Below are 23,053 nucleotides of genomic sequence, written 5' to 3'. Positions count from 1 at the left end.
GTATCCACCGACGGTGACCACGTCCGGTGGAGGAGTCCATGCGCACCCCGTCCCGCTTCGCCCCGGTGGTCCGCGCGTGGCACGGACTGCGCGACCGCGGACCCGACCGGGAGACCGTCGTGCAGGCGGCCAAGATGGCCGTCGCGGCGCTCATCGCCTGGATCGTCGCCGAGCACATCCACGCCCCGCAGTCGTTCATCGCGCCCTACGCCGCCGTGTTCGTCATCGCCACCACGGTCTACCGCTCACTGGTGAGCCTGTTCCAGCAGCTCACCGCCGTGACGATGGGCGTGCTGCTCGCGTATCCGGTGGCGACGACCGTCCCCTCCCCGGTGTTCCAGCTCTTCCTGGCCGTGTTCGTCGGCATGCTGGTGGGCACCTGGTGGCGCCTGGGTGACAGCGGCATATGGGTGGGCGCGGTCGCACTGCTCATGATCACCTCGGGCACGGCCGACGACCCGGGCTACCTGTTCTTCCGAGTGGTGGAGAGCCTGGTGGGCGTGAGCATCGGCGCCGCCGTCAACGTGTTCGTGTTCCCCCCGCTCTCGGTCAGGGGCACTCGGCGCCTCACCGCGCGGGCCGCCGAGAACCTGACCGGCCTCCTGCGCGGAGTCGCCGCCGGACTGCGCGACCCCGACACCGCCGACGTCGCGCGGTGGCGGCGCGACAGACGTGAACTGGTGGACTCCCTCCGCCGGGCGGAGGACACCGCCGCACACGAGCGGGAGAGCGTCCGGTTCAATCCGCGCTGGCGGCTCTCGGAACACCGCACCGAACCGGAACCGGGATCCCGGCAGGCGGAACTCGACGTGCTCGCCGCCGTCTCGAATCAGACGTTGCCGATCGTGGAGACCCTCGACCTCCTGTTCCGTTCCGGGCGCCCTGGCGTCCCCGACGACTTCGCCGCCGACTTCGCCGACCTGCTCGACGAGATCGCCGACCTGCTCGACGACTACCCCGACACCGTTCCCGGCCCCGAGGACACGGCGACGGTGTCGTCCCGGCTCGCCGGCATCCGCGCCACCCGCCTCCATCCGGGCTCCGGCACCGATCCGGTGGCACCGGGCTCCCTCCTGTCGGCCGCCGAGCGCATGCTCCACCGGCTCGGACGTCCCGACGAGACCGACCCGTACGTCTCGTTAACCCCACGTGCATGTTTAGAAGCCCGGGACACGCGGTATGACTCCCGGAGTCGTCGGGCACTCCGCCGGGCGGCGACCGGCTCATGAAGCGGGCCACGGCAGGGCAGAGAGACGACAACCCCTTGGGAGTCACGATGACCTCCGCACCCCCGATCAGGGACACCACCGCACACCTGGAACGGCTGCTCGACCTACCGGACGACGCCGGACCCGACGAACGCGAAACCGCCAGGAACGACGCCATCGAGGCCGGCATCCCGATGGCCGACCGGTTGGCGAGACGCTACGAGAACTCCGGCGAACCGCTCGACGACCTGCGCCAGGTCGCCCGGCTCGGCCTGGTGAAGGCCGTGGACGGATTCGACCCCTCGATGGGACGTCCCTTCGCCGCCTACGCGATACCCACCATCCACGGCGAACTGAAGCGGCACTTCCGGGACAAGGGCTGGGCGATCAGGGTCCCCCGGCGCGTCCAGGAGGCACGACTGCGCGTCCAGGCCGTCCAACCCGAACTCGCCCAACGACTTCACCGCACCCCCACGGCCGACGACATCGCCGAGGAGGTGGAGCTGCCCATACCGGAGGTCCACACGGCGATGCACGCCGACCAGCTCTACCAGCTGCGGTCCACCAACAAGCCGGTCTCCCAGGACGGGACCACCGAAGTGGAGGTCGGGGACCTCGTCCCGGCCCTCGACGACGCGCTGGAAGCCGCCGACGGCAGGGTGACGGTCCGCCGGATGCTGGCCGACCTCCCGTACAAGCAGCGCTGCGTGCTGTACCTGCGCTTCTTCCACAACATGAGCCAGTCACAGATCGCCGCGCGGATCGGGGTGTCCCAGATGCACGTGTCCCGGATGCTCAACCGCACCCTCACCCGGATGCGCGCGCGCCTGGCCTGACCGGTTTCCACAACCCGCACCGGGGTAACACCACGACGAAGGGGGTGGGGCGGTTGACGACCTACACGGTCAGGATCGAGCGCCAGGCACGCGAGACGGACACCTGGGAGACGGTCGTCGCCGACGAACCGGTCTCCGACACCCGGGAGCCGGCGGAGCTGTGCGACGACCTGGCGCTCATGGAGACGCTCGCCGACGGACGTGAATGGCGGGTCAGGGTGTGGCACGGCGACTCGGCGTCGACCGGCGCTCCCGCCGCGGAGCGCCGGATCAGCCGACTCGGCTGACGGGCGACGGGGTATGCCGCACCGGTGAGGTCACCGCGCCACCGGAAGGTGGCTCCACCGGAGCACCGGTGTGCCGCCCGGGACCGGCCGCGACCGTCGCACCCCGGGCGAGACGACGCAGCTCACTCCTGAGCGGACAGTGCGATGTTCTTGGTCTCCTCGGCGGTGGTGTTGGCGGCGACCAGTTGCCCCAACACCTCGTCGAGTTTCCCGATCGCGGAGCCGATGATGTCGGCACGGCCGTACGCCGAGGCGCCCTGCAAGGTGGTGACGGTCTCCTCGCCGGTGCTCTTGGCGGCCTCCATACTGCTCTTGGCGTCGTTCACGGCGCTGATCGCCGCGTCGATCGCCGCCACGAAGTCTTCAATGCTGGCCATCGGGAATCCCCATCACGTCGACGGTCGGGTACCTCCGGCCACGATAGACGAGACGGCGGCCGTCGGCGTCATCGGACGGCCGCCGTGGAGCGGATGTCAGCAAAGACCCCCGCAGTACTTCCAGGCACCGCAACTGTACGAGCCGCACGCACCGCCGTAGAGGCAGCAACGTTCGTGGTAGCGGCCGCCGAAGCAGGCCGACTCCCGCACGGCTCCGCCGCAGGGGCCGGGGTTCCCACAGGACACACAGGCCGCGGCGGCGGTCGTCTTGGGTACCAGGCGGTCCAGCATCGCGTCGCCCAACAGGGCGAGGGCACGGGTCATCCGCATGACGTCTCCTTTTCTCGTGACGGCCGCACAGCGTGCCAGCCCGGTCCATACCGGCACCACATCCCGCCGTCACAGGGAACCCCGCGGTGACTCCCGGCATCGGGCCCGCGACTCGGCGGCGTGCGAACGACGGCCGGGCGGCCTATAGTGGATGACGGTGGGGTCGCACGCCGCACGAGGGGCCGATCCACATGACCAGTATCGAAGACTACGTCGCCACGATCGACAACGCGCTCAAGGCCGTGGAGGCGACCCGGTTCTCACTGGCCGCCGCCAGACGGACCGGCGACTCGACCTCCGAGACGTTGCACGGCATCACGGCCTTCGGGGCCGTCAAGACCATCGACACCGCCAACTCCCGGCTCGCCGACGCGGTGAACGGGCTGGCACTCGTCGCCGCGGCCGCCGCAGAGGCCCGCAGCATCGCGATATCGGCGCAGGGATTAACCGCCGTTCCACCGACCGTCACGGTGGTGCCGCCCATTAGGGCCGCGACGGCGGTCCCGCGTGACGTGCGGCGGCCCCACCGCCGCCACACGCTGGCGAAGATCCAACCCAAGGACGCGCCCAAACGGCACAATACGGTCATACTTCCGGGTGTCGACGTCGATTCCGACATGGCACGGATCCGCGACGGGGAGTCCGAATGGGACGCGCAGAGCCGCACGCACACCGTGAACGGCCGCCGATACGGCACCAAGGACGGCGGGCGGACGTTCCCCGTGGATGGGCCGGGCCTCCAACCGATGAGCCGTCCGGAGTACAAGGCGCTGCTCATCATGATCCGGCACCGCGGCGATCTGGCGGAGGCGGAGCGACGCGCCGACTTCGAGCCCGGTATCACGGGATCCGACTGGGACGCCGCGCTACGGGTCTTCCGCCGCCATCCGGACTTCCGGCGTTAGGAGCCTGCCATGGACTACGAGATCCACTTCGCCAGCCCGACCCGGCCCGGGGAGCTGGTCGCGGCGTTGGCGGACGAGTTCGGCGTGGCGGCGACCGAGGTCGTGGTCGAGTCCGCGTCACTGCCACGTGCGGGAGGAGCGCCGCCGCTGGTGCTGATCACCGGGCCGGCGGCGGACGACCCGCACTTCGGCTGCGTACTCAGCGCCGGTGACGAATTCGCGCAACGCAACGGCGGGCGGGACGAGCTGACCGTCGCCGCGACCCTGTGCCGCAAGGTCGGCACCTCCGCGCTGATTCCACACGAGGAGGCGGTGAATCCGTACTGGCGGTTGATCGACGCCGACGGCACGTCGACGCTGGTGGACCTCGACGAGACCGCACTGGAGTCCGGCAGGCTGGTGCCCGGGCCGGTGCATCCGCCTCCGACGCCCGCCGATCCGGCGTGACGGGGACGGTACCCGGCCTTGGGTGGTCTGAGGCCCGGCTTGGGTGGTCTGAGGCCCGGAAAAATCCGGTCATACAGGCTTATTCGAGGCATGTCGATGGGCTCACGGCCACCCAAGGCGACCCCGCGACCACCTCGACCGGTCGTCGCCGGACGACACCGACACCCCGGCAGCAGGCGCCGTACTCGCACATCACGGCGGCGACGGTGCGTGCGGCGCAGCGGGTCACCCGCGCGGCGCTCGATACTCGCGTAGCGAGGCGACCCGGTACCCGGACAACTGTTCCGCCGCCCCGAGCCCGGTCAACCGGACCACCGACACACAGCCCACCACCGTGCCGCCCAACCGCTCGACCAACCGGACACCGGCGCGCATCGCGCCCCCGGTCGCGATGACGTCGTCGACCAGCAGCACCGAGTCACCCGCCGTCACCGCGTCGTCGTGTATCTCCACCGTCTCGGGCGCGTATTCGCCCTGGTAGGACTCCCCGACCGTGGCACGTGGCAGCCTGCCGGTCTTACGGACGGGCACCAGCGGCACACCGCGCAGGTACGCCATCGGCGCGCCCCACAGGAAACCGCGGGCGTCGAACGCGGCGATGCGGTCCACCGGCCAGTCACGGCACAGCTCGAGCAGTCCGTCCACCGACCGCCGGAACGCCTCGGGCTCGGCCAGCAGCGGGGTGATGTCCTTGAAGGCCACCCCCGGTACCGGAAAGTCCGGCACCGCCGCGATGTAGTCACCCAGTTCCATCTCGCCTCCCACCGCACCCTATCGGTGGCCGGCCGATCCCCGTGACCGGAGGTCACGGCGCGGCGGGCAGGAACCCGTCGGCGGTGTAGGTCCGGAGGTACCGCCTGAGCAGTTCGGTGCCGACGACGGGATCCGGGATCCCGGTCCCCGAGAGTGCCCGGGCGGTGGCGTCGGACTCGAACAGCGGCCCGTCGCCGCCACCTTCGCTGATGACACCGAGCAGCGGGTACGCCGCGTTCCGCGGATCGGCCTCCACCATGCGGCGCCATCGCGACGGCGGGACGGTCCGGGGGCGGTGGCCCAGTTCGCGGGTCAGGTCGACGATCTCGTCGAACCAGACGGTTCGCCGGCCCGAGAGCAGCCAGTCCCGGCCGGCGGGAACGGTTCCGGTCGCCAGGGACACGATCGCGCCGCTGACGTGGTCCACCGGCACGAGGTCGAACCGGCCGCCCAGCCCCTCGGGGACGGCTCCCACCTGTAGGCAGCCCTTCAGCAGCAACCACAGGTAGTCGCCGGTCGGACCGGCGCCACCGAGGGTGTCCCCACTGATGCGGGTCGGCCGGTACACCGAGACCGGCAGGCCACGGGAACGCGCCTGCGAGACTAGTCGTTCGGCGGCCCACTTGGTCCGCGCGTATCCGTTGCGCAGTCCACCGCCGTCGGCGATCGGGTCGCCGTCGGTCACGTTCCCCGACCGGTGCCCGTAGACCCCGACGGTCGACACGTGATGCACCGGTACCGTGCGCCGCTCGGCGGCGAGCCGCAACACCTCGGCGGTACCCGAGACGTTCGCGGCGCGAAGCCGGGAATCGGAGTGCACCAGATTCACCGCCGCTCCGGAGTGGACGACCAGGTCCACGCCGTCGGTCAGCCGGTGCCATTCCTCGTCGGGCAGCCCGAACGCCGGGGAGGCGAGGTCGCCGGTGACGACCCGGACCCGATCGGCCGTCGCGTCGTCCCACAGCCCGTACCGGGACAGGTTGGCGCGCAACCGGCCGACTCCCTCCGTCCCGTCGGCGGCCCTGACCAGGCAGTGGACGACGGCGTCGGTGCTTCGCAGCAGGTCGCGCAGCAGGTAGGCGCCGAGGAAACCGGTGGCGCCGGTCAGCAGCACCGACTCACACCCGGTGCCGTGCCGGACGTCGGCGGCCGGCACGACCCGCCGGTCCAGCACCGGCACCGGCACCGGGTCGTGCGCGGCGGTGCCGCCGAGGCCGTCCACCAAGTCGGCGAGCCGGGCGACGGTCGGCGACGCGAACACCGCGTCGAGTCCGATCTGGACGCCGTACGCCTCCCGGAGACGCACCAGGAGCCGCACCGCCGACAACGAGTCGCCGCCCACCGTGAAGAAGTCGTCGTCGAGCCCGTAGTCCGAACCGCCCAACAGTTCCGTCCACATCGCCGCGACGGCCGACCTCGTCGCCGTCCAGCGGGGCTCCGCCCGGTCGGCGGGAGACGACGACGGGACGGTGCGGGTCCCCGGGAGGGCGGCGCGGTCCACCTTGCCACTGGGGGTCAACGGCATGGCGTCGATGGGCACGCACAGCGCCGGCACCAGGTAGCCGGGAAGGACGTCCCGCAGTCTCGCGCGCAACGCGCGGCCGTCGGGGCCGGCCGTACCGTCGGGCACGAAGTACGCGACGAGCCTGCCGTCCGACGGTTCGGTGCCCGCCTCGACCACCACCGCGGCCTCCGACACGCCCGGCTGTGCCCGCACCGCCGACTCCACCTCCCCCGGTTCGACGCGGTGTCCGCGGATCTTCACCTGCCGGTCGCGCCGCCCGGCGAACTCGATCAAGCCGTCCGGTCCGTACCGTCCGAAGTCGCCACTGCGGTACCAGCGGTTCCCCTCTCCGTCGGTGAAGAACCGCCCGGCCGACTCGGCCGTGGATCGCAGGTATCCCGCCGCCATGCCCGGCACGGAGAGGCACAACTCGCCCGTCGTCCCGATCGGGACCGGCGACAGGTCCTCGGCGAGGATCCGGACCCGTGCCCCCGGGACGGGCCGTCCGATCGGCGGCCGGTCGGGCCACCGGAGAGGGGACCCGGTCAACCGGTGCCGGGTGACGACGTGCGTCTCCGACGGACCGTACTGGTTCTCCAGCGTCGCCTCCGGATGCGCGACGAAGAACCGGCGGATCGCCGGGGTGACGAAGAGCTGTTCGCCCGCGCACACCACCTCACGCAACGTCGGGCACTCCAACCGGTGCACCGCCGCGTACTCCGCGATGTGCTGCAGGGCCACGTAGGGCAGGAACAGTCTCGCCACCCGGTGCCGGTTCAGCAGCGCGAACAGCCGGCGCGGGTCCCGGCGAGACGACTCGTCGACCAGGACCAGGGTCCCGCCGGCCGCCCACGTCGCGTACGTCTCCTGGAAGGCGACGTCGAAACTCAACGGGGCGAACTGCGCGGTGACGCCGGAACCCTCGGGGGACGAGACCCGGCCCTGCCAGTCCGCGACGTTCGACAACAGCCGGTGGGACACCGGCACCCCCTTGGGGACACCGGTCGAACCCGAGGTGTACACCAGGTACGCCGGGTCCTCCGGGGCGACCGCGGGCGGCTCGTCCCCCACCGCGTCCGCCAGTTCCTTCATCGTCCACACCGGCGCGTCCCCGGACGGCCGGTCGGCCGGTACGTCCTCCGAGATGGTCAACGCCAGGTCCGCGTCGCGGGACATGAACCGGATCCGGTCGGCGGGGTACCCGGGGTCCAGCGGGACCACGCACGCTCCGGCGGCCATCACCCCCGCCACGGCCACCACGGCGTCGACGGAACGTCCCAGGTGGACTCCGATCCGGCGCCCCGTGAAGCCCCCGGCGTGCAGCGCCGCCGCCACCTGCCGTACCGCCGCGTCGAACTCCCGGTACGTCACCGCCACGTCACCGTGGCGGACCGCGACCGCCTCCGGCCGCCGTCGCGCCACCGCACGCACCGTCTCCGGCAGCGGGGCCGCCGTTCCCGCCGGGTCGCCGCGGCCCCACGCGTCGAGTGTCACCGACTCCGACTCCGGGAGGATCGCGAGGCTTCGCACCGGCGCGTCCGGCGAGGCGACCGCCACTTCCAGCAAGTGGATGAAACGGTCGGCGATCCGTCGGGCGGTCGCCGGGTCGTACAGGTCGGTGGAGTACTCCAGGAGTCCCGTCATCCCGTCACCGGCGGGAACGAGGTTGAAGAACAGGTCGAACTTGGCCGTTCCGCCGTGTACCTGGACCCGTTCGGCGGTGAGTCCCGGCAGCCCCGGGCCGGGAGAGTCGGCGTCGTCGACCGTCAACACCACCTGGAACATCGGGAACATCGACCGCGACCGGGGCGCGTCCTGCATGCGGACCAACGTGATGCCGGGGACCGCCTTGTGCCGCATGGCCTCCCGCATCGCCGCCTTGGTGCGCGCCAGGACGTCGCGGAACCGGTCCCCGTCGGCCATCCGCTGCCGCACCGGCATGACGTCGGTGAGGCAGGCGATCACGTCCTGCAGGTCGGGTTCGTCCCGCCGGGAGACCGGCGTGCCGATCACCACGTCGTCCTGACCGGAGGACCGGGCCACCAGCACGCTCAGTACCGCCGCGTACACCACGAAGGGAGTCACCTTCACGGATCGGCACAACCGCCGCACGGCCTCGACCCGTTTGGGCGGCACCCGGAACGTGACCCGACCGCCGTGGTGGCTCAACACGACCGGCCGGGGCCGGTCGCCGGGCACGGCGGATTCCGCCGGTGCGCCCGCCATGCGTTCCCGCCAGTAGTCGACGTCCTCGGGCCTGGGCGGGGTGGCGCGTTGCCGGCGGGCGTACTCGCCGAACGTCACCGGCAGCGGCGGGATCCCGGGATCCCGCCCCTCCAGGTGAGCGCGGTACCGTTCGCCGAACTCCTCGTCGAGGAGCCGGAAGCACCAACCGTCCACCACCGCGTGGTGGATCGTCACCAGCAGGACCGTCTGCCCGTCGTCGACGTGCAGCATCGTGGCCCGCAGCAGTGGCGCCTCGTCCAACGGGACGGCCGTGCTCACGGCCTCGGTCATCGCGGCGTCGACGCCGTCCACCGTCACCTCGCGGACCCGCAGCGGCACCGGCATGGGCGGCATCACCCGCTGCACCGGCCGCCCGTCCCGCAACGTCAAGGTGCTGCGCAGTGACTCGTGCCGGGCCACGATCCCGTCGAGGGCGGCCGCCACGGCGTCGGCGTCCAATCTGCCGTCGAATCGGTGGTTCCAGGATTCGACGTAACGCGACGCCGTCCCGTCGAACTGGTCGTTTAGCCAGATCGACTCCTGCTCGGCCGACATGGGGTGTTCGGTCACGTCACCTCCCCGTGGCGGCGACGATGTGCGCCAGCGCCACGTGATCTACTTTTCCGTTGGGGTTGAGCGGGATCGCCGCCACCGGCAGCACCCGGTCGGGGACGAGGTACCGGGGAAGCACATCGGCCAGCGACCGTCGCACGGCCGCCGGGGTGGTCGATCCGTCGATGACGCAGCACAGCACCAGCCCGGTGTGCCGCCCGGTGTCGTCGCTTTCGGGCAGCACCGCGCACGCCTCCACTCCGGGGACCCTCGCCGCGGCGTCCTCGACGTCTCCCGGTTCGATGCGGTGACCGGCGATCTTGACCTGACGGTCCACTCGGCCCCGGAAGTGGAGGGTGCCGGAGTGGTCGCGCACCCCCAGATCCCCCGTCCGGTAGATCCGCACCGGTTCACCGGCGATCGTCACGGTGCCGAACCGTCGGGCGGTCAACTCCGGGTCTGCCAGGTAGCCGATCCCCAGCCCGCTGCCGGAGACGCAGATCTCGCCGTCGAGGAGGTGCACGGCGGTCTCCGGTACGGCCGTCCCGAGGGGGACGCCGAGCGGATGCGCCGGATCCGACGCGGTCACCCGGTGGGTGGTGGTGAACACGGTCGCCTCCGCCGGGCCGTAGCAGTGGATCAACGCGACGCCCGGATGTGTCCGCAGGAACGCCGCGAACGCGGTCGCCGAGGCGCGCTCACCGCCGGTGAGGACCTGCCTGAGCCCCGTGAAGCACTCCGGGTCCTCCGCGACGAACAGGTTGAACAACGAGGTCGTCAGGAACAGCGTGTCCAGGCCGTCCTCGGTCACCATGCGGCGCAGCCGGTCGGGCATGAAGTAGGTGCCCTCGGGGATCACGCAGCGTCCACCCGTGGTCAGCATCCCCCACACCTCCAACGAGAAGCCGTCCCACGCCACCGGCGAGGTCTGGGCCATCACCCGACCGGGACCGAAGTCGGCGAAGTCGCCGGGGAAGAGCCTGGTGGTGCCGCGATGTGGGGAGATCACACCCTTGGGGACGCCGCCGGAGCCCGAGGTGAAGAACACCGACGCCGCCTCGCCGGGGGTGACCCCGACCCGGGGTGCCGGATCGACGACGGCGGGAACGGTCTCGTGGAACGGGTTCCAGGCCGGCACCGGGTGGTCGGGGGTATCCTCGGCGATCACGAACGGCGCCCGGATCTGGTCGAGTATCCCGGCGACGCGGGCGCGCGGCCAGCGCGGATCCAGTGCCGCGTACGCGGCTCCGGTCTTCAACACCGCCAACAGGGCCGCGACGAGGGTGGGCGACTTCTCCAACAACACCGGAACGACCCGGCCGCGTCCCGCGCCGAGGCCCGCCAACCGGGCGGCGTAATGGTCCGCTGTGGACTCCAGGCGACGGTACGTGAACCGTTCGGCGCCGTGCCGCACCGCGACCGCCTCCGGATCCCGCGCCGCGCGGTGGGAGAACGCCTCGTGGATGAGCGCGGTGTTCCAGTCGTCAGACGGCATCGGTGGACGCCACCGCAGCGGGGAGCCCCGCGATGAACGCGTCGATGTCGTCGCAGTCGAGCAACGCCTCGGGGCTCACCTCCACCCCGAGCTCCTGAGTGATCCTGAGGCAGATCCGCATCGCCTGGAGCGAGCTACCGCCCAGGTCGTAGAAGTCGGCGGTGGTGTCGACCTCATCGACGCGCAGCACTTCGGTGATGATGTGGACGACGGTCTCCGAGGGTGACATGCCGTTCGCTCCAAAGAGGGGGATGACAACGGTTACCGCCCGAACCTACCAGCCGTTTCCCCGTCCCGGTCCGACCGTCGTGGGTCTCACCGTGGCGGTTCCGGTCACGCGGCCGCGGCTCGGTGGGCGGACCGCGCGGACGACCCGAGGCGGCGGTCACGACCGTGTCGCGTCCTCGTACACCGGCAGTCCCGCGTCGGTGGCCGGGGCGCCGGTACTCGACACCGGCATCCGTCGCACCGCCGCGCGCTTGAGCAGGAAGTCGCGGAACCACAGGCCGGGTGCGGTCGCCGTGACGGTCATCCGTCCCGGCGTGCGGCCGGTGCCACGAGCCCGGTCTCGTAGGCGGCGATGACCGCCTGCACCCGGTCCCGCAACCCCAACTTGGCGAGGATCCGCGCCACGTGGGTCTTCACCGTCGCCTCCGACAGGTGCAGGTGCGCGGCGAGTTCGGCGTTGCTCAGTCCGGTGGCCAGCAGGCGAAGCACCTCGCGTTCCCGTGGTGTGAGGGCGGCCAGGTCACGGTGGAGCGGGGCGCCGTCCGCCGCCCGACCCACGAACCGCTCCACCAGCCGTCGCGTGATGGATGGCGCCAACAACGCGTCACCCGCCCGGATCATGCGCACCGCCGCGATCAGGTGTTCCGGTGACACGTCCTTCAACAGGAATCCGCTCGCCCCGGCCGACAGTGCCGCGTACACGTAGTGGTCCAGGTCGAACGTGGTCAACATGACGACCCTGGTGGGGCCGCCGTCGGCGAGGATGCGCCGGGCCGCCTCCAGGCCGTCCATCTCGGGCATCCGGATGTCCATCAACACCACGTCCGGCCGGCTGCGCCGCACCGAGGCGACCGCCTCGACCCCGTCGGAGGCCTCCCCCACCACCTCGATGCCGTCGGCGGCAAGGATCATCCGGAACCCGGTCCGGACCAGGGCCTGGTCGTCGGCGACGACCACCCGCATCGGGGTCCCGCCGACAGGGTCGTCCGCCGGGGGCGGCCCCGCGTCGCGGCTGCCGGTCACGGCACCTCCAAGGGGATCACGGCCTCGACCCGGTAACCGCCCAGGGGACGCGGGCCGGCGGCCAGGGTGCCACCATAGACGCCCAGCCGCTCCGACAGGCCGAGCAGCCCACGCCCGTCGCCCCGCTTGACGTCGGTCGCGGTGTCGCCGCCGGAATCCGTGACCTCCAACCGGAGACGGTCGGCACCGTAGTCGACCACGACCCGCGCCTCCGCGCCGGCGGCGTGTTTCACGGTGTTGGTCAACGCCTCCTGCACCACGCGGTATCCGGCCAGCTCCACTCCCGGCGGAAGCCTGCGTCGTTCCCCGGTGACCAGCAGTTCGACCGGGGTACCGGCCTCCCGCACCCGGGCGGCCAGGCCGGTGAGCCGGTTCAGGTCGGGTTGCGGCGACAACTCGCGGGAGTCGTCCTCGCCGGGGACGGCCGTCAGCAGCCCCATCACGTGCCGCAACTCCGACATGGCGGCCCTGCCGCCGGCCTCGACCGCCAGCAACGCCTCTCGCGCGCGGTCCGGGGTGGTGTCCATGACCTTGCGTGCCGCGCCGGCCTGGATCACCATGACGCTGACGCTGTGGGTGACCACGTCGTGCAACTCCCTGGCGATGCGGGCCCGCTCCTGCTCGGCCGCCGCCCGCAACGCGGCCTCCCGGTCACGTTCCATCGCCGTGAGGCGTTCCCGGTGGGTGTCGGCGCGTCTCCGCCAGCGACGGAGGCCGTCCGCCGCGACCGCGATCGGCACCAGGATCAGGAACGGCACGGTGTCGTCGGGGATGGTCGGCACCGCCGACTCCCCGGTCCGGGTGTAGAGGAACGCCGCCAGGGGGAGGCTCAGCAACGCGGGGATCCGGTGTGGACTGTACACGGCCGCGCTGTACGCCGTGACGACGCAGCAGTAGAACGACAACCGCAGGACGGCGTCGTAGTCGGCGACGAACGGCGCCACCGCCATGACCGTCCACAGCATCGCCAGTGGAAGTCGCCGCCGCAACACCAAGGGCGCGACGACCGCCACCATGAGGAGAGGCCAGCCCGTCGGCCCCTCCTCGATCGGAAGGAACGGCTCCGGGCGACCGGTGTGGACCTCGGAAGGCGCGTCGGCGCCCTCGACCCGCTGCGGCGCGTCGTCCTCCTCCGCCGCCAGAACCGCCAGCAGCCACAGGACCACGGCCACCGAGACGTCGAACAGCCGGCCTCTCACCGTCGGTCTCGGGGGCGGACCGGACGGCCGCAGCGACCCGACCAGCTCCGCGACGGGATCCCGTCCCGCGAACACCTTGCGCACCCGTTCATTCTCGTGGACGGCGGGGCCGCCGGCATCCGCCCGAACGCCCCATCCGGTACACCACCGGACTACGCCGCGGGGACTACCGGCCGTCGCGATCGCGCCGGTCACGGTACCGGAAATGCCTCCGTCCGCCGACGCGCGACCGGCCGCACCGGCCATAACGTCGCACCGACCGACTCGACGGACGAAGGAGACACGATGAACACCCCGGTGATCGAGTTGCGCGGTGTCAGCCGCAGATACGACGGCGGCCCGCCCGCCCTCGACGAGGTGTCCCTGGACATCACCGCCGGCGAGTCCGTGGCGGTGCTCGGGCCGTCCGGCAGCGGCAAGTCCACGATGCTCAACCTGATGGCGGGTCTCGACCGGCCCAGCGGCGGCACCGTCACCGTGGACGGGGTGCGGGTGGACACACTGTCGGAGGCCGGAGCCGCCCGGTACCGGCGGGCGCGGATCGGCATGGTGTTCCAGTTCTTCCACCTGCTCGAAGACCTCGACGTCACCGACAACGTCATGCTGCCCGCCCGGCTGAGCGGTATGAGCCGGACGGCGGCGCGCCACCGCGCGGCCGAACTGCTGGACGCCCTGGGCGTCTCACGGCACGCCCGTGCCCACCCCGGCCGGTTGTCCGGCGGGGAACGGCAGCGCGTCGCCGTGGCCAGGGCGCTGATGAACCGGCCCGCCCTGCTGCTCGCCGACGAACCCACCGGGGCGTTGGACACCGCCTCGGGCGAGGACGTGCGGAAGCTGCTCAACGAGCTTCACGACGAGGGCCAGACGATAGTGCTCGTCACTCACGACGACGCCCTCGCCGAATCCTGCGCCACCCGCACCGTCCGGTTGCGCGACGGCAGGATCGACTCCGACACGGCCGCGGAGCCGGTCCGATGAGCGCGGTCGGGAGGGTCGTCGGGTCCGGTGTGGGACGACGCCGGGTCCAGACCGTGGTCATCGGACTGGTCGTGCTGATCGCGACGGCCTCGGTGGTCCTCGGGACGACACTCGTGGTCGCGTCCGACGCCCCCTTCGATCGGGCGTTCGCCCAGCAGAGCGGTGCGCACCTGACCGTCCAGTACGACGCCGCGGAGGTGACCGAGGCCGAGTTGACGGCGACCGCCGGTGCCTCGGGCGTCACCGCGTCGGCCGGGCCGTTCCCGTCGACCGTCGCGGCGCCGACGATCGGCCGGGTCAACCGCATGTCGATGCTGACCGTCGTGGGGCGTGCCGACCCCGGTGTGGACGTCGACGCCGTCACCCTCTCCGAGGGCAGGTGGGTCACCGGCCCCGGTGAGATAGTGCTGACCGGGTTCCACGCCGACCGGGGAACGGGATCACCGCTGGGTGAGACCGTGCGGTTCCCCGACCTACCGGACGGCCCGACGCTGACCGTGGTGGGACTGGCCGAATCGGTCAGCGGCACGGCGGGCGCCTGGGTGTGGCCCGACCAGATCACGTCGCTCTCCCCGTCCGGACGGGTGGACGCCTACCAGATGCTCTACCGGTTCGGTTCCGCCGACACCACCGCCGACATGGAGAGTGGACTCGCCGCGGTCACCTCGGCGCTGCCGCGCGACGCCGTCTCGGGAAGCGTCTCCTGGCTCACCACCCGAGAGGCCGCATCGGCGGAGGCGAGCCTGCTCGTGCCGTTCCTCATCGCGTTCGGCGTCCTCGGGGTGACGTTGGCGGTGCTCATCGTCGCCACCGTCGTCACCGGCGCGGTCGGGTCGTCCACCAGGCGCATCGGGGTGTTGAAGGCGCTCGGGTTCACACCGGCCCAGGTCGTGTGGGCGCACGTGGCGCAGGCGGTCATCCCCGCGGCGGTGGGCGCGGCTCTGGGGACGGTCGCGGGGAACCTGTTGACCGTTCCCGTGCTGGCCGAGACGAACCGGTTGTACGGCACGTCCGATTCCGGGGTGGTGTGGTGGATCGACGCACTCGCGGTCGCGGGTTCCCTCGTCGTCGTCGCCGTCACCGCGCTGATCGCCGCCTCCCGGGCGGGACGGATGCGTGCCGTGGACGCGCTCGCCATGGGAAGGACCCGCCGAGGTGGACGGGGACGCCTCCTGGCCGGGGCGGCGTCGCGGCTGCCGTTGCCGCGACCGGTCACGCTCGGCCTGGCGCAGCCGTTCGCCAGGCCCGGCCGGGCGGCCTCGGTGGTGGCGGCCGTGGCGTTCGGTGCCGCCGCCGTGACCTTCGCGGTCGGGCTGAGCGGTTCGCTCGGCCAGATACAGGCCGGCGTGGGCCTCGCCGACGTGACCGTGGCACGGATGGGCCCGCCGCCGATGGAGGACGGCCGCCCGACCGGCTTGGACGACACGGCGGTGACGGCGGCGATCACCGCCCAGCCGGGCACCGTGAGCCACACCGGTGTCGCACGGTCGGAGATGTCCGTGGCGGGTCTGACCGAATCGGTCGAGGTCCTCGGGTTCACCGAGAACGACTCCACTCACGGATACCGGATGGTGTCCGGCGACTGGATCTCCGGCCCGGGCGAGATCGTCGCCGCCACCCCGTTCCTCACCGCGACCGGTAAGGCGGTCGGCGACAGCCTGGTCCTCGACCATCAGGGGACCGCCGTCACCGTCCGGATCGTCGGCGAGGTGTTCAACACCGAGAGCCGAGGGATGCAACTCCTCACCGACGCGGCGACCCTGGCGACACCGGAGGGGCCGGCACCGGTGATGGAGTACCGGATCACCGTCGCCGCCGGCACCGATCCGGCCGACTACTCGTCCGCCCTGAACCCGGCGTTGTCGGACCTGAACGCCCACGCGTCGCCGGCCGAGCAGGAGGCCGCGGACTTCGTCCTGGTCATCAACGCGCTGACGGCGCTCCTCACCCTGCTGTTGGTGGCCGTGGTGGCCCTCGGGGTGCTCAACACGGTCGTGCTGGAGACGCGGGACCGGATCCACGACCTCGGAATCCACAAGGCCTTGGGGATGCTTCCCCGGCAGACGGTCACGATGGTCATCGCGTCGGTGACGGTCACCGGCGTCGTGGGCGGGCTGATCGGGCTGCCGCTCGGCGTGTATCTACAGCGGACGATCGTGTCCGACATGGGGGTGAGCGCGGGCTACCGGCTGCCCGACTCCGTACTCGACGTCTACGGAACCGGCGAGCTGGTGCTGCTCGGCTTCGGCGGCCTGGTCATCGCCGTACTGGGTGCCCTGCTGCCGGCCGGATGGGCGGCACGCACCCGCACCGCCGTGGCACTGCGCACCGAATGACGGCGTCGTCGTGACCGGCCCCGCCCGGAGACACCGGGCGGGGCCGGGACATCCGCACCACGGTGGTCCGCACGGGGCGGTCCGCTCACGCCGCCGGCGCGTCCGGGTCCACCGGTTTGACCGCGGCGATCCGTTCGACGGTGCCCGCCTTGAGGCGTTCCCGCTCCTGGACGGCGAAACCCGCGTCGCGCACCGCCCCCAACTGGCGGCGGGTCTGGTACTCGCCCGCGGCGCGGACGGTGACGGCCTCCAAGAGCCGCTGCACCAGCCACACGGGCGGCCAGGAGCTTCCTATGTGGTCCAACAGCAGCAGTCTCCCACCGGGACGCAGCACACGCCGCATCTCCCCGATCGCCGCCGCCCGGTCCGGGATCCCGCACAACGACAGGGTGCACACGACGGTGTCGAAACGGCGGTCCTCGAAGGGGAGCCGCTGTGCGTCGGCCTGACGCAACTCCACCTCCAGCCCCAGGGCGGCGGCACGCGCCTCGGCACGCTCCAGCATCGCCGGGCTGAAGTCCACGCCGGTCAACCGGATCCCGGCCGGGTAGTGCGGCAGGTTCAGGCCGGTGCCGACCGCGACCTCCAGCACCTCTCCCGTGGCACGGGAACACACCCACTCCCGTCCACCCGCGAACTGCCACCTCTCCAGGAAACGCATCGACCGGTCGTACCGGGGTGCGACGCGTTGCCAGACCCGAAGCGCCTTCCGTTGATCGCTCATCGCACTCCATGTTGACAGAACGGGCGGCTCCGTCGACGCCCGGCGAGCCGTGTCAACGCGGCATCCGCCGCTGACACTCCTCGGCCGCCGCGAGTATGTCCGGGAAGGCCGGGGTCGGTGTCACGGCCACCCCGGCGCGCGTCGCCAGGGCCACGCAGGTGACCAGGTAACCCTCCGCGAGCAGTCCGTAGACGGGGTGGTTCCGGCCCGGACCGTCCAGAAGCGCGGCGACATGGCGGGCGAACACGTCCGGTTCGATCTCGTACCAGTCTCGCGCCTCGGCGTGCAGACCGGCGGGTGTCCCGGCGTATTCCGCGAACACACCGCTCAACGCCACGAACAGCGCCCCGACTCTGGACGCCGGACTCCACACCGTCTCACCGGCGACGTCGAAGACATAGCTCATGGGGCCACTGCATCACCGGCCGGACTCCGGCGTCGCCCCGGGTCCCGCGCGACGCGGTTGAGGGCGCGCCACCCGGGGTATCCGCCCCCGGTACTCCGGGAAGGGAGCGCCCACATGTTCACCGGTTTCACCGAGGAAGTGATCGACACCGGCGAGGCACGCGTCTTCGTCCGTCACGGCGGTACCGGTCCCGCCGTGCTGCTACTGCACGGCCACCCACGCACCTCGTCGACCTGGCACCGGGTCGCGCCGGCGCTGGTGGCCGCGGGGTTCACGGTGGTGTGCCCGGACCTTCGCGGGTACGGCCGGTCCCGGGGGCCGGCGTTCACCGCCGACCACGCCGGATACTCCAAACGCGCGGTGGCCTCGGACATGGTGACCGTCATGCGGCGTCTGGCTCACGAACGTTTCGCCCTGGCCGGGCACGACCGTGGTGGTGCGGTCGCGTTCCGGCTGGCCATGGACCATCCCGAGGCGGTGGTCCGCGCCGCGATGCTCGACTGCCTGCCCGTCAGCGAGCACTTGCGCCGCATCACCGCGGAGTTCGCGACCCGTTGGTGGCACTGGTTCTTCTTCGCCCAGCCCGGTGTCCCCGAGCGGGTGATCAACGCCGACCCCGACGCGTGGTACCGCGGTGACCCGGAGCGGATGGGCCGGGAGAACCACGACGAGTTCCGGCGTGCCACCCGGAATCCGCAGGTGGTCCGCGCCATGTTGGAGGACTATCGCGCGGGTTTGACCGTCGACCAGTCGCACGAGGAGGCCGACCGGCACGCCGGAGCGCGACTGCGCCTCCCGGTGCTGGTGATGTGGTCGAGGTGGGACGACCTGGAGGAACTGTACGGCGACCCGGTGGAGGTCTGGCGGACCTGGGCCGACGACGTACGGGGCGGCGGGCTCGAATGTGGACACCACATGGCCGAGGAGGCGCCCACGGCGTTGAGCGAGGCGCTGGTCGCGTTCTTCGGTGCGCGACCGGACGAGACGCCGCCCCGCCCGGGCCGGTCCGGGTAGCGGTTCCACCGTCGCCTCCGCAAGGTGGACGCGGGCTCCCGACCGGCCTCGCGGGTCGATGCGACACGTCGCCTCCGTCCGTCGTGGCCGGTCGATCTATCGTCTATCGGCAGTGACGTCGTGACCCGGTCGAGGAGCCGCCATGAATTCGCCAGCCGCCGGCGGCGCCCCGGGACGACTTCGACGCGACCTCGGGCTCTTCGACGCCGTCGTGATCGGACTCGGGGCGATGATCGGGGCGGGTGTGTTCACCGCGATGGCGCCCGCCGCGCGCGCGGCGGGCGGCGGGCTCGTCGCCGGCCTGGTCGTCGCGGCCGTGGTCGCGTACTGCAACGCCACCTCCTCCGCACGGCTCGCCGCACACTATCCGGAGTCCGGCGGCACCTACGTCTACGGGAGGGAACGGCTCGGCGAGTTCTGGGGACACCTGGCCGGGTGGGCCTTCGTGGTCGGCAAGTCCGCGTCCTGCGCGGCGATGGCGCTCACGGTCGGCGCGTACGCGTGGCCCGAACACGCGCACGTCGTGGCGGTGATCGCGGTGGTCGTCCTGACCGGCGTCGACTACGCGGGCGTGCAGCGGTCCGCGTGGCTGACCAGGGCCGTCGTGGCGGTCGTCCTGACGACACTGGCGGCACTGGTGGCCGCCGCGCTGTCGGCCGCGCCGCCGCCCGGTGAATGGTCGTGGGGCGCGACCGGGACCGGATGGCTGGGGGGCGTACCGGAGGCGGCGGGTCTGCTGTTCTTCGCGTTCGCCGGTTACGCGAGGATCGCGACACTGGGCGAGGAGGTACGCGATCCGCGCCGCACGATCCCACGGGCGATCGGGCTGGCCCTCGGCGTCACCCTGGTCGTCTACGGTGCGGTCACCGTGGCGGTGCTGGCGGTCCTGGGGCCCGAACGGCTCGGCGAGACCGACGCCCCGCTCGCCGTCGCGGCCGAGGCCGCCGGCGCGGATTGGCTGGTGCCCGTGGTGCGGGTCGCGGCCGTCGCGGCGGCGCTGGGTTCGCTGCTCGCGTTGATCCTGGGTGTGTCGCGGACGGTCCTCGCCATGGCCCGCGACCGGCACCTGCCGGGTGTGCTCGCGGCCGTCCACCCGCGTCACGCGGTGCCGCACCGCGCCGCCCTGGCGGTCGGGGTGGTCGTCGCGGTGTTGGCGGCGACCGCGGATCTGCGCGCCGCCATCGGTTTCTCGTCCTTCGGCGTGCTGGTGTACTACGCCGTGGCCAACGCCTCCGCCTGGACGCTGCCACGACACGAGGGCGGCCCGTTCCGTCCGATTCCGGTGATCGGGCTCCTCGGCTGCCTGCTGCTGGCGGTGGCGTTGCCGCCCTCCTCGGTCGTCACCGGCGCGATCGTGGTCGCCTCGGGCGCGGCCGTCTACGGGATACGGCGGCTCGCCACGAGGCGGCGCGACTGAGCGTGGTAGGCCGCTCCGACCGGCTCCGCCGGATCGGTCGCGTAAATCACTGGCGGTTCCGCCGTTCTCGGCGTACCTTCGTGGCACACGTGAAAGGAGGTGGTCCGAGAGTGAAGTCTTTCAGGACTCGTGAGGTGGTTGCGCGTTAGTCGTCGCGCACCGTTCCATGACAACGGACCGGCGCGGTTACCGCCGACGGCGGAGCGGCCCATAGGGCTTCTCGACGGCGAGCGAATACCACGCGACCACCGGACCCGCGAGTGTCGCGATCTAGTCCAGCGCGACGAAGGAGATCTCGGTCTCCTTCACCTCGCGGGTTTTTCCATGCCCGAATCCGCCGCCGAACGGGTCACCGCGCGGACCTGACCGACCGCACCACGATCACCACCGCGGCGGCGGCGAGCAGGACTCCGATCAGTTGGAGGCCGGGGGAATCGTCCGCCTCCCCGTACATCACGGCCAGGGCGCCGAGCGCGGTCAGTGGCGCGGCCACCAGGACCGCCGGTAGGTGTCTCACGATGTGCTCCTTCCGAGCCGGAACGGGTCGGTCGTGGGGGTCATTCGTCCACCCATTCGAGTAGGTCACCGGGTTGGCAGTCGAGGACGCGGCACATCGCCTCCAGGGTGCTGAACCGGACGGCCTTGGCGCGGCCGTTCTTCAACACGGCGACGTTGGCGGGGGTGAGGCCCACCCGTTCGGCGAACTCGCCGACGCTCATCTTGCGTTTGGCCAGTTCGACGTCGATGCGCACGACGATGGGCATCAGATCACCGCCTCCATGTCGGTGCGCAGTGTGGTGGCCTGACGCAGCAGTGCGCGCATCACGATCATCAGCAGGCCCAGCACGGTCACGCCCACCAGCAGCAGGAACAGCAGAAGCGGCATGCCGGGGTCGTCGGCACGGAAACCGACGTAGAGGAACACGCCGAGCAGGACGAGCCAGGCGGCGGCTATCGCCCACACGATGGCGTTGACCCATTTCAGGGACGACTCGGTGAAGATGCGGTCCTTCTTCACGAGGGTCAGCAGCTTCCAGGTGGCGACGACCACCACCTGTACACACAGGATCCAGTACACCGCCAGAGCGGTGAGCGGCCACCGCAGGTGTGCGGCGTCGGGATTCTGCTCGGCCATGTGGGCGAACTGGCCCGGCATGGAGAGGGTCTGGAACACGACGAGGATGCCGAACAGCAGCACCAAGAACACCCGGAGAGCGGCGACCGCGCGATTGGTAGTCAACATTTATCGAGTATCGCCAATTACCTATCGAATGTCAATAGATTGCTTGCTGGCCGCCGCCCCGCACCGCACACATCCGTCGCGACACCGCCGGAGGGCACCGCGAGACCACCACCGCACCCCCCTCACGACTCCCGCCTCGGCCGATCCGCGTGTGCGGGCGGGAATCCGTTCTGGCGCCACACTTCTCGTCCGGAGCCCTGCTCCGTAGGATCGCCGGATGACGGAGACCTTCTCGACCCGCCTGGGCCGCCTCCTGGACCGTGAGGGTCTGGAGGCGGCGGCGGCCGCGTGCCGCGCCGAGGTGACGACACGCGAACTGGACGGGGTCCTCGCCGGAGCTATACCGGCACCGGCACTGCTACGGGGGTTGGCGCCGACGCTGGGCTGGCACGCGGCGGACATGTTCGCCGTCGCAGGTGACGCCCTTCCGGAGGACCTGGCACCGGGCGAGGACGCCGTCTCCTGGGATGTCCACTACATCCTCGGCCAGGCCGCCGTACTGCCGGAGCGGCACCGAGACACGTTGCGGGAAAGCGTGCGGACCGCGCCGGGCAGACGACCGCCTCCCAGGGTTCCCTACCGACACGAACACTACGAGGACGGTCCCGGTGCCATCCTCATGCGCCTACTGCGCAACCGTGGCCAGAGCTGGTCCGTCATTCCGAAGACGATCGGCGCGGTCACCGGACGAATCTGGTCGCCATCGACCTACGGACTCATCGCCCGGGGGCTGAAGGAGGTCACACCCGACGTCCTCGGTGACTTCTCCGCAGTCCTCGACGTCCCACCGACCGGCCTCTCCGCGGTCATCGGAATGGAGGTACCGCGAACCCCCCACACAGGTCGGTGACCTCCTCTGGGCGATGCGGCTTCTGCCACGCGAGCGGCTGGCGGAGCTCGCACGGACCGCCGACGCCATGGTCGCAGAAACCGGCGCGAAACCCCGGGTCGGGCCACGGCGGGGAGCGTTCGTGCCGTGGTCCTAGCGGCCGGCCCCGGCACCCGCATCGCATGAAGGCGGATATCGCGAGGGTTTCACGCACACCGTGCCCTCATCGTGTGGTGGGGCGTTGCGGATGCACAGCCGTGAGACGGCGGGAACGCGACCGACGCCCAGAACCGTCACGAGACCGCCGAGATGTACCACCGGTCCCCGATCAGGCGCAGCTGCACCACGTCCTCGCCGTCGTTGAACTCCAACCGGGCGGAATCCTCGTCGTGGTGGTCGACGACGGGTTCCATGTCCACCATGGACTCGAAATCCGCGGAGTCGCGACCGGCGGTCAACGCCATGAAGGCCGCCGTGCACTCGGCGAAGAAGGCCGTACCAGGTGACGCCGGAGTCGTGTCGTCCTCTACGACGAGCAGGCAGGCCGCCTCGTGATCGCCTTCGGCCATCGCCGCGAGCCAGGCGTCCGTGGTCGCCTCGGGCGTCCCCTGGTCAGTGCCGCCGCACCCCGTCAAGAGGAACGCCGTGGCGGTCACGAGTCCGACCAGCACGGTTCTACTCAACGGGGAACGCACGATCCACTCCACACATCGGCCCTCATGGAAGGGTCGATGTT

At 71.4% G+C, this 23,053-nt stretch carries 25 protein-coding genes; 10 read left to right on the top strand and 15 right to left on the bottom strand.

Features of this window, described 5'->3' with window-relative positions; translation table 11 throughout:
* Nucleotides 1-38 precede the first annotated feature (38 nt).
* The 3 genes from LX16_RS06350 to LX16_RS06340 are packed head-to-tail and all read left to right on the top strand — an operon-like array spanning nucleotide 39 to nucleotide 2,331.
* Nucleotides 39-1,229 carry an FUSC family protein gene (locus LX16_RS06350; protein ID WP_147134480.1) on the top strand — a complete coding sequence of 397 codons (1,191 nt, stop codon included), beginning with the start codon at nucleotides 39-41 and terminating at the stop codon, nucleotides 1,227-1,229.
* A 47-nt stretch (nucleotides 1,230-1,276) separates the two neighbouring features.
* The gene (locus LX16_RS06345; RefSeq protein ID WP_158645503.1) at nucleotides 1,277-2,044 is read left to right on the top strand and encodes a SigB/SigF/SigG family RNA polymerase sigma factor; all 768 of its coding nucleotides are present in this window, start codon (nucleotides 1,277-1,279) and stop codon (nucleotides 2,042-2,044) included.
* Between the two features lie 53 nt (nucleotides 2,045-2,097).
* Nucleotides 2,098-2,331, top strand: a complete 234-nt coding sequence (locus LX16_RS06340) for a hypothetical protein (RefSeq protein WP_147134474.1) — start codon at nucleotides 2,098-2,100, stop codon at nucleotides 2,329-2,331.
* A gap of 122 nt (nucleotides 2,332-2,453) precedes the next feature.
* Here the strand turns inward: LX16_RS06340 and LX16_RS06335 are convergent, their stop codons facing one another.
* On the bottom strand, nucleotides 2,454-2,708 hold the full coding sequence (locus tag LX16_RS06335; RefSeq protein WP_147134471.1) for a hypothetical protein: 255 nt from the start codon (nucleotides 2,706-2,708) through the stop codon (nucleotides 2,454-2,456).
* A gap of 96 nt (nucleotides 2,709-2,804) precedes the next feature.
* Entirely contained in the window at nucleotides 2,805-3,038 is a 234-nt protein-coding gene (locus LX16_RS06330; RefSeq protein ID WP_147134468.1) for a hypothetical protein, read from the bottom strand.
* Nucleotides 3,039-3,229: 191 nt separating this feature from the next.
* Between LX16_RS06330 and LX16_RS06325 the strand changes: the two genes are divergently transcribed.
* Both LX16_RS06325 and LX16_RS06320 read left to right on the top strand, forming a co-directional pair.
* Nucleotides 3,230-3,943: a hypothetical protein gene (locus LX16_RS06325; RefSeq protein ID WP_147134465.1), complete on the top strand. Its 714-nt coding sequence runs from the start codon at nucleotides 3,230-3,232 to the stop codon at nucleotides 3,941-3,943.
* A 9-nt stretch (nucleotides 3,944-3,952) separates the two neighbouring features.
* On the top strand, nucleotides 3,953-4,390 hold the full coding sequence (locus LX16_RS06320; protein WP_147134462.1) for a hypothetical protein: 438 nt from the start codon (nucleotides 3,953-3,955) through the stop codon (nucleotides 4,388-4,390).
* A 225-nt stretch (nucleotides 4,391-4,615) separates the two neighbouring features.
* Here the strand turns inward: LX16_RS06320 and LX16_RS06315 are convergent, their stop codons facing one another.
* From LX16_RS06315 to LX16_RS06290, 7 genes are all read right to left on the bottom strand, one after another.
* Nucleotides 4,616-5,143 carry an adenine phosphoribosyltransferase gene (locus tag LX16_RS06315; protein ID WP_147134458.1) on the bottom strand — a complete coding sequence of 176 codons (528 nt, stop codon included), beginning with the start codon at nucleotides 5,141-5,143 and terminating at the stop codon, nucleotides 4,616-4,618.
* A 52-nt stretch (nucleotides 5,144-5,195) separates the two neighbouring features.
* Nucleotides 5,196-9,443 (bottom strand): non-ribosomal peptide synthetase, encoded by a 4,248-nt coding sequence (locus tag LX16_RS06310; protein ID WP_147134455.1) that lies wholly within the window; start codon nucleotides 9,441-9,443, stop codon nucleotides 5,196-5,198.
* Nucleotide 9,444: 1 nt separating this feature from the next.
* A complete protein-coding gene (locus tag LX16_RS06305; RefSeq protein ID WP_147134452.1) occupies nucleotides 9,445-10,920 on the bottom strand; it encodes an AMP-binding protein in 1,476 nt (491 codons plus the stop codon).
* Nucleotides 10,910-11,149 carry an acyl carrier protein gene (locus LX16_RS06300; protein WP_147134449.1) on the bottom strand — a complete coding sequence of 80 codons (240 nt, stop codon included), beginning with the start codon at nucleotides 11,147-11,149 and terminating at the stop codon, nucleotides 10,910-10,912. The genes LX16_RS06305 and LX16_RS06300 overlap by 11 nt, the downstream gene beginning before the upstream one ends.
* Before the next feature lie 156 nt (nucleotides 11,150-11,305).
* Nucleotides 11,306-11,452 (bottom strand): hypothetical protein, encoded by a 147-nt coding sequence (locus LX16_RS26510; RefSeq protein WP_158645502.1) that lies wholly within the window; start codon nucleotides 11,450-11,452, stop codon nucleotides 11,306-11,308.
* Complete coding sequence (locus LX16_RS06295; protein ID WP_147137128.1) at nucleotides 11,449-12,111, bottom strand: response regulator; 663 nt, start codon at nucleotides 12,109-12,111, stop codon at nucleotides 11,449-11,451. Before LX16_RS06295 ends, LX16_RS26510 begins: the two co-directional genes overlap by 4 nt.
* A 56-nt stretch (nucleotides 12,112-12,167) precedes the next feature.
* Nucleotides 12,168-13,454 carry a sensor histidine kinase gene (locus LX16_RS06290; RefSeq protein WP_211354310.1) on the bottom strand — a complete coding sequence of 429 codons (1,287 nt, stop codon included), beginning with the start codon at nucleotides 13,452-13,454 and terminating at the stop codon, nucleotides 12,168-12,170.
* 201 nt (nucleotides 13,455-13,655) lie between these two features.
* Between LX16_RS06290 and LX16_RS06285 the strand changes: the two genes are divergently transcribed.
* Together LX16_RS06285 and LX16_RS06280 are read left to right on the top strand one after the other, a co-directional pair.
* A complete protein-coding gene (locus LX16_RS06285) occupies nucleotides 13,656-14,348 on the top strand; it encodes an ABC transporter ATP-binding protein (protein WP_147134443.1) in 693 nt (230 codons plus the stop codon).
* Nucleotides 14,345-16,684, top strand: a complete 2,340-nt coding sequence (locus LX16_RS06280; protein ID WP_147134440.1) for an ABC transporter permease — start codon at nucleotides 14,345-14,347, stop codon at nucleotides 16,682-16,684. The genes LX16_RS06285 and LX16_RS06280 overlap by 4 nt, the downstream gene beginning before the upstream one ends.
* Nucleotides 16,685-16,769: 85 nt before the next feature.
* Here the strand turns inward: LX16_RS06280 and LX16_RS06275 are convergent, their stop codons facing one another.
* Both LX16_RS06275 and LX16_RS06270 read right to left on the bottom strand, forming a co-directional pair.
* On the bottom strand, nucleotides 16,770-17,408 hold the full coding sequence (locus LX16_RS06275; RefSeq protein ID WP_147134437.1) for a class I SAM-dependent methyltransferase: 639 nt from the start codon (nucleotides 17,406-17,408) through the stop codon (nucleotides 16,770-16,772).
* A gap of 52 nt (nucleotides 17,409-17,460) precedes the next feature.
* Entirely contained in the window at nucleotides 17,461-17,814 is a 354-nt protein-coding gene (locus tag LX16_RS06270) for a DUF6086 family protein (RefSeq protein ID WP_147134433.1), read from the bottom strand.
* A gap of 114 nt (nucleotides 17,815-17,928) precedes the next feature.
* On the opposite strand from LX16_RS06270, the gene LX16_RS06265 reads away from it, so the two are divergent.
* Both LX16_RS06265 and LX16_RS06260 read left to right on the top strand, forming a co-directional pair.
* A complete protein-coding gene (locus tag LX16_RS06265) occupies nucleotides 17,929-18,828 on the top strand; it encodes an alpha/beta fold hydrolase (protein WP_147134430.1) in 900 nt (299 codons plus the stop codon).
* A 142-nt stretch (nucleotides 18,829-18,970) separates the two neighbouring features.
* Complete coding sequence (locus tag LX16_RS06260) at nucleotides 18,971-20,245, top strand: APC family permease (RefSeq protein WP_147134427.1); 1,275 nt, start codon at nucleotides 18,971-18,973, stop codon at nucleotides 20,243-20,245.
* A gap of 349 nt (nucleotides 20,246-20,594) precedes the next feature.
* Here the strand turns inward: LX16_RS06260 and LX16_RS26875 are convergent, their stop codons facing one another.
* From LX16_RS26875 to LX16_RS06250, 3 genes are read right to left on the bottom strand one after another with little or no spacing between them, the layout of a single operon-like run.
* Entirely contained in the window at nucleotides 20,595-20,762 is a 168-nt protein-coding gene (locus LX16_RS26875) for a hypothetical protein (RefSeq protein ID WP_170283847.1), read from the bottom strand.
* A gap of 40 nt (nucleotides 20,763-20,802) precedes the next feature.
* Entirely contained in the window at nucleotides 20,803-21,009 is a 207-nt protein-coding gene (locus LX16_RS06255) for a helix-turn-helix domain-containing protein (RefSeq protein WP_026874506.1), read from the bottom strand.
* The gene (locus LX16_RS06250; RefSeq protein WP_147134424.1) at nucleotides 21,009-21,488 is read right to left on the bottom strand and encodes a DUF2975 domain-containing protein; all 480 of its coding nucleotides are present in this window, start codon (nucleotides 21,486-21,488) and stop codon (nucleotides 21,009-21,011) included. The genes LX16_RS06255 and LX16_RS06250 overlap by 1 nt, the downstream gene beginning before the upstream one ends.
* A 217-nt stretch (nucleotides 21,489-21,705) precedes the next feature.
* On the opposite strand from LX16_RS06250, the gene LX16_RS06245 reads away from it, so the two are divergent.
* Nucleotides 21,706-22,338, top strand: a complete 633-nt coding sequence (locus LX16_RS06245; RefSeq protein ID WP_147134421.1) for a hypothetical protein — start codon at nucleotides 21,706-21,708, stop codon at nucleotides 22,336-22,338.
* Nucleotides 22,339-22,610: 272 nt separating this feature from the next.
* On the opposite strand, the gene LX16_RS06240 is transcribed toward LX16_RS06245, so the two are convergent.
* Nucleotides 22,611-23,012 carry a nuclear transport factor 2 family protein gene (locus LX16_RS06240; protein ID WP_147134418.1) on the bottom strand — a complete coding sequence of 134 codons (402 nt, stop codon included), beginning with the start codon at nucleotides 23,010-23,012 and terminating at the stop codon, nucleotides 22,611-22,613.
* Nucleotides 23,013-23,053 lie beyond the last annotated feature (41 nt).

It is taken from the genome of Stackebrandtia albiflava (genome assembly GCF_007994225.1).
In the GTDB taxonomy this organism is placed as follows: Bacteria; Actinomycetota; Actinomycetes; order Mycobacteriales; family Micromonosporaceae; genus Stackebrandtia; species Stackebrandtia albiflava.
Note: the sequence above shows the minus strand (reverse complement) of the source record. Positions and strands in the feature narration are given on the sequence as shown.